This window comes from Neochlamydia sp. AcF65, assembly GCF_018342435.1.
Taxonomy (GTDB): domain Bacteria; phylum Chlamydiota; class Chlamydiia; order Chlamydiales; family Parachlamydiaceae; genus Neochlamydia.
Genome location: NZ_JAEMUE010000077.1, coordinates 1 through 9,272 on the forward strand (window position 1 = coordinate 1; position 9,272 = coordinate 9,272).

Sequence of the window (9,272 nt, forward strand, 5' to 3'; positions counted from 1 at the left end):
TATCTTCCAAAGCTTCTTTAATTTTTTGGTCTTTAGTTCTACACCACATCGAAGCGATTAAGTGGGGATCTATATTTTCTTGCTTTAGATAATCAATGACTGTGGCAAAACGATCGGCGTGACTCCATTTTTTATATTTTATTTTTTCATTTTCAATCCCCTCCAAAATAAATCCTCCGCGTAAAGCCATTTTGGCTAAAGACCAAGAACAAAATCCTCCTCTTTGAAGGGTAGTAGGGATATAATGGTCGTGAATAAGGCCAAGTTCTTTATCCACACCTTTTTCAAAATATGTCCTTAATACATTCGTGTTCAATAATCTATGAATGTATTCAATATTAATCTTAGAAGGATCGCCTATTATATAAACATGTAAGCCTGTTGGTAGGTCTGCGTGAAGTCCTTTATTAAGCTTGATTAGCCGGTTGCCTTTAATGAGAAAACCATAAATGTGACAGGCTCTAGATAAACTAAATAGCAAAGGCAAAAAAATTGTTTTGCCTTGGTGATAGGCATCTAAAAGGATTTGATCCTTTGTATGAGGATCTTTTTCAACTTTTAAGGTCATTTCAATAATAGGAAGAATCATCTCTTGCTCAGGAAGGTCGAGATGCTGTTTAAGCGAAGTATAAAGAGCTTGAAAGGTAATGCGATGATCAGAACCTTCTAACTCAAAAGACTGCCCATTTATTTGGCTTTTACCGACAATACCAAATCGATGAGCCATAAGCTTAATATGGCAGATGGAAGCTAAGTTAGGATTATACTTATAAAGTATATCAAGGGCTTCTTGATTATCTGTGGCTTGGGCTATTCCCCATACGGTTTCTAGCCTTTTTGAGAGTACAATTCCTTTAGCTTTGTATGCATATAAATGCTTTTCTAAAGTGGTATTACTGCGTGCTAGAAGCAATTTAATCAGCCGGCCACATAGAGTACCCTGGACCATGTCGTAAAGTTCAGGATTTTGTAACATCTTGTGGATCTCGGGGGAAATCTCAGATAGGGGAATTTCAGGTGAAATCTTTGATAGAGGATGGGGAGAGAGATTTGGAACTTGCATGAGGTTAAGCCCTTTCTTTAATGTTTTATAAGGCTAATAGCAAAGCTTGCATTATTTAACAATTTAATCAATCCTAAGAAATATTAATGATTTATTGCTAGCAAGTAGCTATAGCCAAGCGTTTATAGGCTATCCTTGCTTTCCAAGCTTTAATTCAAAAAATTATCCGCGGCTAACTATAAGCCCTATATTTATTAATTAAAACAAGAAAATATGTTTTTTAGTTTGATTTTCCTATAAAACTTCATTTTTCTAATTCCTTACCTAGTAGAGAATCCAACCTTGTTGTGTAAATGATCTATTATTTTGTTTGGTTAAATTATAGGTGTTATATCAAGCTTTACCCCCTTTAAGTTAATGCCTAATGTCTTTTAAGGATTTTAAGCTTCTCTATCCTTTTCATAGCTAAAAGTCTTAACCTAGAGCCCCGCTCGCTGAAAAGCTAGCTTCATAGAACGCCAACCTCTACCAAAGTCTTTCTTAAAACGAGACATTACCGTTTCGGTAAGCATCTTCTATATACTCCTAAAGCTTCTTCCCAAGCTGCCTGGCATGATCCTCTTGCCAAAGCGTGGAATGGCTTTCAAAGCACTCCTTTTTTTCTCGCTCTTGCCCATCTCGTAGCTTAGCCTTCCTCTTCACGAGAGAAATTATAAAAGGCTTATACCTCGACTATAAATTGAGCAGCAGAAAGCTTATTTATCATAAACACCATCTCCATAAGCAGCCTTTACATTCTTTGTTAGCTCAATAATCATAGGATTAGCCACCGAATCACTCAACTTACGTGCAGAGGTGTTGGAAAATTATTCGGTAGACCTACTATTTTTGAAAATAGAATAAAGAAATGGGACCAAATCATCTAGGGCATTTATAACGATTATTTTAATCAACTGAAACGCATAAGCGACAGCTACGTCACGATCCAATCTTTTAGATGGTTCGGCTACCCGCTTTCTTAATAACGACCTTCTGAAAATCAAAAGACCTATAGCAAGTTGTTATAAAGCAAGTGCGCTATCTAAAACAAGCCAAAGAGGGAACATTGATTATCGTTAATAAGTACAGAAGTAAAGCTCTATATAAATGAAAGCCTTATTATCGAAAAGCAAATGGCAGGTATTAGTTCACCCTCAAGCCTTATTGGCTATGAGGACCATCCTTTTCCGATAGGATGGGAAGGAGTCGAAAGAGGCATGCATTCTTAAGATCTGAAAATCAAAGAAGAAGAAAAGGTAGCCTTTGCTCCCTAAAAATCAACGGACTAGGACACTTATTTAACAAGTAGCTACCCATCAAGTGAAGCTTAAGTAGGTATTAGCTGATAATCGGTTGGGCACTAAAGATAAGATGGAATTTAAAATAGCTTGTAATGATGAAAGTTTGCTAAAGTAATAAATAAAACAAGGAGGTAAAACATGAAAAAAATATTAGCGTCTCTATCTATATTTTTAAATTGCTCACTGCTAGCTGCGGCTCCTAGTCCTACTAGGCATGAAAATTTCCACTCCTCTCAGACCAGGTACAACAGGCCTGCTTCATCGATCGTCTACTTAAACGCCGATAATTTTCAGCAAATTCTTAGTAATCCTTTACCTATCATTCTAGATGTTTACACCGATTGGTGCGGTCCTTGTAAGCAACTAGCTCCTATTTTTGAGGAATTAAACAAGGAATTAGGTAACCGTTATCTATTTGTTAAGCTCAATGCTGATCAGCAAAAAAATTTATCCGATCATTTCAATATTCAAGCTCTTCCTACCCTTATTTTTATCAGGGACGGCAAAGAGCTCGGTCGATCTTCTGGATTTGTGAATAAAAGCCAACTAGCTTCAATGATCAAAAGCTATTTTGGTCATTAAAATAGCTCATAGGTTCTCCGGTGATTCCTTTTATTAGGAAGGTCGGAGAACTTAAAAAAAAAGCTTTTAAATAAACAAAACTTCGCTTTTAGATAAATGAGCTGGAGAAGTATCAAAAAGAAAAGCTCAACTGAAGGCTCCCTACTAAAAATTCATTTTACAATTCTTCCATCCATCTTTTTAGATAAACCCACTCTTGCCTTGAAATCTGCTGGGATTCTGCCAAGAGCGGAACTGTCTTTAACCAAGCCTGTTTTTCCCACCTAATGGTCGCAGCGCTCTTTTCAGAGTGACAATGAGCATAAAGTTCAAAAGCTTCTTCAGGATAGGCTTTACAGTAATCAATGCTTTCTTGCATAGCTAGCTTAAAAGCGTCTAACCTATTAAAATCATGTCGACTGATAAAGATCAATTCGCTGTAAACAGGGTGACCTAATTGCGTTACTTTAAAACAAGAGTTTTTTATATTTAATGCCTCTAAATGTTCACCTTCAATATTCCAAAAAGCTCCATAAATGACATCGACTTGCCGATTGGCTAAGAGTGTGACAAGATCGAAATTTACATTGATAATTTTCTTGGGAAGTAGATCATTAGCATGCAATAAGCGCTGTAATACTTTTAGATTGTTACCCCCTAAGCTATAACCTATGATTTTGCCGGACAAATCCTTAGGCGAGCTTATTCCCTCTCCTTGGCGGAAAATAAAGCTATTCAATGGTTGGCCCACTAAAACGCCTGCTAATTTCAAACCAGCACCTTTTTGCTGGGCCTGAATAAGATCAGGTAGATAGTAGAGGGCTAAATCTGCTTTTCCTGCTATCACATAAGGTACGCTATCCGCAGGATCATTAAGTTCTATTATCTGCAATTGAATGCCATGTTTAGCAAAAATTTTTCTTTGTATGCCTGCATAAATAGGCACATGATTGCTATTGGGAAACCAATCTAGTAATAAACGTAGGACCTGCTTTTCTGGCAATGCAGTTTGCATAGGAGAAGGAAAAACTCCTATCATCCATACGAGAGCTAAAAATAAGCCTATTACCCATCCTTTCATCGTTTGATGTCTTTTATAGCGATATTCTGTGTAGGCAATGATACTATAAAACCAGAGGCTAACCATAATCAGGCAAAGAAGAGCTCCGAAAGTGATTTCAAGCTCTGTAGCTCTTCGGCTTTTTAGCATTAATACTCCTAAGCCAGATTGTGCACCAGCCCATTCTCCTGCTATAGCGCCAATTCCCGCGCCTGCAGCTGCAATCCGAAATCCTGCAAAAATATGGGGCAAGGAATAAGGTAGCTGTAATTTGGTAAACGTTTGCCATCTTGTAGCCTGATTGATGTAAAAGTAATCAAGTAAATCCTGAGGGGTGCTCATTAAACCCTGATAGATATTGAGGGTAAGAGGAAAAAAAATCATGAGCGCCGTAGGTAAAATAATAGCCATATCTGACCACCCAAACCATACGATCATGATAGGGGCCAAAGTAAACATAGGAATTGATTGAAGCACGACAAAGAAGGGCTGCAGGACTGTCCTAGCAGATTTATAAAGATACATGATCCAGGCTAAAGGAAAAGCAATGACTGAAGCCAATAAAAAGCCACCCGCCATTTCTCGCAAGGTGACCTTACTATTTCTCACCAGAAGATCTGAACTTTGCCACATCTGCACTACAATCGAAGAAAAGGGAGGTAGAACGAATTGATATTGAATAAAATAGTGGCTTGTTAACTCCCACAAACAACAGAGAATGATTAGCGACAGTCCTGCCACAAGAAAATTCTTTTTCATAAATTTTGCTAATAAAAGGGCAAAAGTCCTTTTTATTGCCCTATAAGCATGCTTAGCTTTTTTATGGAAACTTATTGCTACCTTCAACTGCATATCATAGTTTAGAATTTTTAATGATATAAACACATAATAAGTCCTGCGGCCGCAATTACCCTTAGCGAGGGATAAGAATCTTGTAAGCAATGGAGAAGGAAGGGTATTGATTGTGACGAAGATATATGCATCATACCTTCTAAAATACGCTCTTTCATTTCTCTATCAGCTTCAGGAAAAGCTTGTAATAAAGTTTCCAAAGCTTTCTCGCTTCTCCCCCATCTTGCCATTATTAAAGCAGCTTGCACCCGCACTTGTACTTCCTCATCATTCAAAAGCTCTTGCACTAGATCTATGGCCGTTTGATCGCCTTCTGAGAGCAAGGTTACTGAAGCCAGAGCAGTAATCCCCCATGTTTTTTCTTTCAAAAAAGATTTAATAGCTTGCTGAGCTTGCGAATCTCTCATGATAGCCAAAACATTTAGAATTTCAAGGCGTGTCATTTGATCTATAATAGCAGGAGAAACATCAGGGTCATCGAAATGCCTTAGCCGATTAGGCACAAGAGCACGCACATGATTTTTTTCATCCCATGACCATTTTTCTTTAAGATGAGTAAGCCCCTGGCATAAAACCTGGCATGCTTTTCGAATTTCTACACGCTGGCTAATTAAACCCAAAGCTAAGTTTATGCTTACATAAGGATCGGCAGATTTATTAAATTGCTCTTCAATCAAAGGGAAGGCATATTTTCCACAAGCTGCAAGGTTTGCCGCTGCTATAATACGCACATCTCTCTTAGGGCTTTCTAACCATTTAATAAAAGCTTCAGGGCCTTTTAGAGAACCATTTAACGTCAATAGCCAAGCGGCTTTTATGCTAACTAGGGGGTCAATATCTTCCAATTTCTTTTCCACTAAAAGCCATAATGATTCTCCTTTAACTTCTTGAATGCGTAGATAACCTATCACCCACAAGGCCGCCTGGCGCACTTCGGCATGAGAATCATGGATTAAAGGTATAATTAAATCGATAGCATCTTTCATATCGCCATGGGCGATCACCTCGCAGGCTAGCAAGCGCAGAGCCGCACGTTTATCTTTTGCTAAACGCGAAACATCTTCTCGGGTAGCCACGCCCCATAAATTGACTAGAGATTCAATAACCACTCTGGTTTCTTCCGCCGTGGTGGTAGTTTTTTGTAATAGATCCAGCAATTCTTGCTTGGCTTCTTTTACTTTCATTAAACCGAGCGAACGAATGACTTGCAGTCTTACATTCCAGACTGTTTCTTCATGGAATAAGCGAAGCATTTCCTCTTTAATCTCTTGATCACGGTAATGCGCACTCATTTGAGCAGAAGCACTCCTTAGAGCTGAATTTTTATCTTTTAGTCCTTTTAATAAAATTTTAATACCTTTTGCATCCTGAGAAAAAAAAGCAGAGAGGATGGCCATAAATCGAATGGTAGGCAAAGAGGAAAAAGTAGCATGTTCGATCACCCCCCATGCTAAAGTTTCTATTAAAGCCCGATTATCTTTCTCCTCAGGGAAAATTTCTATGTAATTTTTCCATGTAGCCAACATCTCTTTTTCATCGCCCTGCTTAGCAAGAGCTTTAATATAGACTGCCCATAATGTTTTACTGTGAGGAAATAAATAAAGACCTTCTTTAGCTTCTTGACTAGCCGATCCAAAGTCTTGAATGCGTAGATGGGCATGAGCCGCTTGGACATATGTTTCTTCATTTCCATAGCCAGCTGCTGAGCAAAGGAAAGCAAGGCTACACCCTATCCAAAAAATTATCTCTCGCATAAACAAAATTTAACTACTTATTATATAATTTAATTAGAAAATCATGTTTGCAAACATTAAGTTGAACATTCCTTGAACATTCTCTGTAAGCGTTAAAAAGCAATTGTTATGTAGCCTCAAGGCTTGCTTTATAGCAGTCACTTTTCGCTTTAGCGCTTAAAAAGCTGTGCATGAAGGGCATAAGGTTTAAGAATTATCACTCCACCTATCATTTCTTTATAATAGCAAAGAAATCCTTTAAGGATGGGCAAAATATCCTGAGGAGTTTCTATGAATATAAAACGAACTACTCTATTTAAAAACCACTTTTCCTTTCAATAAAATAGCTTTTAAACAAGAAACTAGGGTTTTGAACATAAATCTTACATTTTCTATTAATAAAATTTTAATTTCCCTCAAAGGATAAAACTGCAGGAGTAGAATGCAGCTTCAGCATCGATGGGCTATTCAAACTCTTAGAGGATAAAATTTATATTCTGCCCGCAGCTCTGCCTAGTCATACCTTTCAAAGAAACTGCGTCTACATAACCAAAAAAGAAATTAGCCTTTTTCTAGGCTGATTCTACCCGTAAAAACAAGCTTTTTACTAAGTATATGATTACATAAAGAGCTGCTCGAAAGCGTATAAGCTAAAAGCTTCATCTATTTATTCGTTTTAAAACATTTTTCATGGAATAAATGAATTAATTCTATCCTAACGTTTCTAACTTACGTCCTCCTATCAAATGAAAATGTAAGTGAAAAACCGTTTGTCCTGCTAAAGACCCATTATTAGTTAATAACCGATAACCCTCAGTCAGATGGTGTGTTTTTGCTAACAGCTGAGCTACTTGTACAATCTCACTAATTAAAGGCAAATCTTCTACTTGGACGGATTGAAGATCAGCAATTTCCTTTTTTGGAATAATTAAAATATGCACGGGTGCGACAGGATGAATATCTTTAAAAGCCAAGATGCGTTCATTCTCAAATACTTTGTCTACCGCAATTTTACCTGCTATAATTTGTGCAAAAACATTGGTTGTCATAATTTTATTGTCTACTTTTTAAGTACATAATTTAAAGCTTTTAAAGCATCGTTGTAAGTTTCCCACACAGAGATAAACCTTCCTTTGTGACAAAAAATGGCTCCTTTTATCCCGCTCACCTCTTTTAACTCCTCTTCTAAGAGCCCGGCCCATTCGCTAGGGAGAGGAGAGCGTACCTTCATTTTATCTTCATAGGTAGGAGGAATGCCTCGCAATTTCCAATGCGGTCCTGCTGGCATAATTACAAATTTTGCAGGATGATTAGCTCCTCCTAATTCAAAAAATAATTCCAACCAAGGAATATTCTTCTCAAACATTAGACAATCGTCTTGCTTCTCCATGGCTCTCGAGACAATTTCCCGGCAGGAGAGAATATAGTTAAATCGATTAAGTATACGATTAAGATATTGATAAGCAAAATCTAGTGCATCAAAAAAAGCTTTATCTTGTGTGGCATCATCGGCATCCTGCTTAATAGGGGTAAAGCTAGAAATAATGTTAGAATAAGTACACAGGCCATAAATTTGAGGATCCCTACCATTATCATGAGCATCCACTCCCAAAATTAGATTTGCATTAAAGCAATCATACTCTTTAGGGGTAATGATATGTTGGTCTTTAAGATAAAGAAGAACCATTCCTGCGCTACTCATGGCTCCTTGATAATCTGCTTGATGATGGTCAAACAACTTATTTTCAGGATCATAGCATCCGCCCACATCACATACATATTCACATTTACTTAAAAGCTGAGGATCCCGTGTGCGTATAATTTGCTCACGGTCGATTAAATTATAGAGAAGTAAAAGGGCACAAGCAGTCACCTCATCGGCATGAAAAGTTCCGCTATGGGTTCCTACACTTCTGGGAAGCTTTTGATTATTCATAAATTAAATTTGCTATCTTGATCTGGTGTAAGGAAAAAATTATGTCACAAGCAAAATTTTTATTAAAACAAAATCCAAGAGCTTGTTTAAACTTTAGCTCAAATAAATTAGCCGTAATTTTTTTCGCGCTATTTTAAAAGGCAAGATAACTTATAAACAAAACTATTCTCTCTTAAAGTTGTCTTTTTACTTTGAAAAAGCTTTCTTTACGCAAAAGCACTGCTTATACTTATAAAATTAACCGCCTAACTATGAGAGATTTAATTCAAAAGAAGAAAGAAAAGGTTGCCATTAAAGATAAAAGGTTAGCACTTTTGTTTCTCTTTGCCTCTTACTTTATTGACAGGCTATAAACACAATATTAGACCTCTTTCGAAACTGGAATAAAATGTAAATTTTAGTAAAATGGTGACTCAACATTTAAAGGAGGCACCATGAAATTTGATAGGATAGAGAAATTAGATGATGAACGGTTTCGCAGATTGACAGGGGTAAAGCGTAGTACTTTTGATAAGATGGTGCAAATTTTACAGGAGGCCGATGCCGCCAAGAAGATTAAAGGCGGGCGTAAATATAAACTACGTTTAGAAGACATGCTGCTAATGACCTTGGAATATATGCGAGAATATAGAACCTATTTCCATATTAGCCAAAGCTATGGAATCAGTGAAAGCTCAGCTTATAAAGCGGTGAAATGGATTGAAGATACGTTAATCAAGCATCAAGATTTTGCTTTACCGGGACGTAAAGAGCTTTTGAAAAGCGATACGGAATATGAGGTTATTTT

The 9,272-nt window shown here is 37.2% G+C and carries 7 protein-coding genes; 2 read left to right on the forward strand and 5 right to left on the reverse strand.

Translation table 11 applies throughout. From position 1 onward, the window contains the following. On the reverse strand, nucleotides 1-1,063 hold a 1,063-nt coding region (locus NEOC65_RS09370), incomplete at its 3' end, for a hypothetical protein (protein ID WP_213156335.1). 1,418 nt (nucleotides 1,064-2,481) lie between these two features. Here NEOC65_RS09370 and trxA point away from each other — a divergent pair. Continuing rightward, a complete protein-coding gene (trxA, locus tag NEOC65_RS09375) occupies nucleotides 2,482-2,925 on the forward strand; it encodes a thioredoxin (protein ID WP_213152463.1) in 444 nt (147 codons plus the stop codon). Between the two features lie 157 nt (nucleotides 2,926-3,082). On the opposite strand, the gene NEOC65_RS09380 is transcribed toward trxA, so the two are convergent. The 4 genes from NEOC65_RS09380 to NEOC65_RS09395 all read right to left on the reverse strand — a co-directional run bounded on the left by NEOC65_RS09380 (nucleotide 3,083) and on the right by NEOC65_RS09395 (nucleotide 8,485). Continuing rightward, nucleotides 3,083-4,723, reverse strand: coding sequence for an ABC transporter substrate-binding protein (locus tag NEOC65_RS09380; RefSeq protein WP_213156336.1), 1,641 nt, complete (start codon nucleotides 4,721-4,723; stop codon nucleotides 3,083-3,085). Between the two features lie 110 nt (nucleotides 4,724-4,833). Then, nucleotides 4,834-6,570: a HEAT repeat domain-containing protein gene (locus tag NEOC65_RS09385; RefSeq protein WP_213156337.1), complete on the reverse strand. Its 1,737-nt coding sequence runs from the start codon at nucleotides 6,568-6,570 to the stop codon at nucleotides 4,834-4,836. 689 nt (nucleotides 6,571-7,259) lie between these two features. Then, a complete protein-coding gene (locus NEOC65_RS09390; protein WP_213152466.1) occupies nucleotides 7,260-7,598 on the reverse strand; it encodes an HIT domain-containing protein in 339 nt (112 codons plus the stop codon). An 11-nt stretch (nucleotides 7,599-7,609) separates the two neighbouring features. Next, complete coding sequence (locus tag NEOC65_RS09395) at nucleotides 7,610-8,485, reverse strand: MYG1 family protein (RefSeq protein WP_166155189.1); 876 nt, start codon at nucleotides 8,483-8,485, stop codon at nucleotides 7,610-7,612. A gap of 434 nt (nucleotides 8,486-8,919) precedes the next feature. Between NEOC65_RS09395 and NEOC65_RS09400 the strand changes: the two genes are divergently transcribed. Then, the coding region (locus NEOC65_RS09400; protein ID WP_213156338.1) for a transposase family protein at nucleotides 8,920-9,272 on the forward strand (353 nt) is incomplete at its 3' end.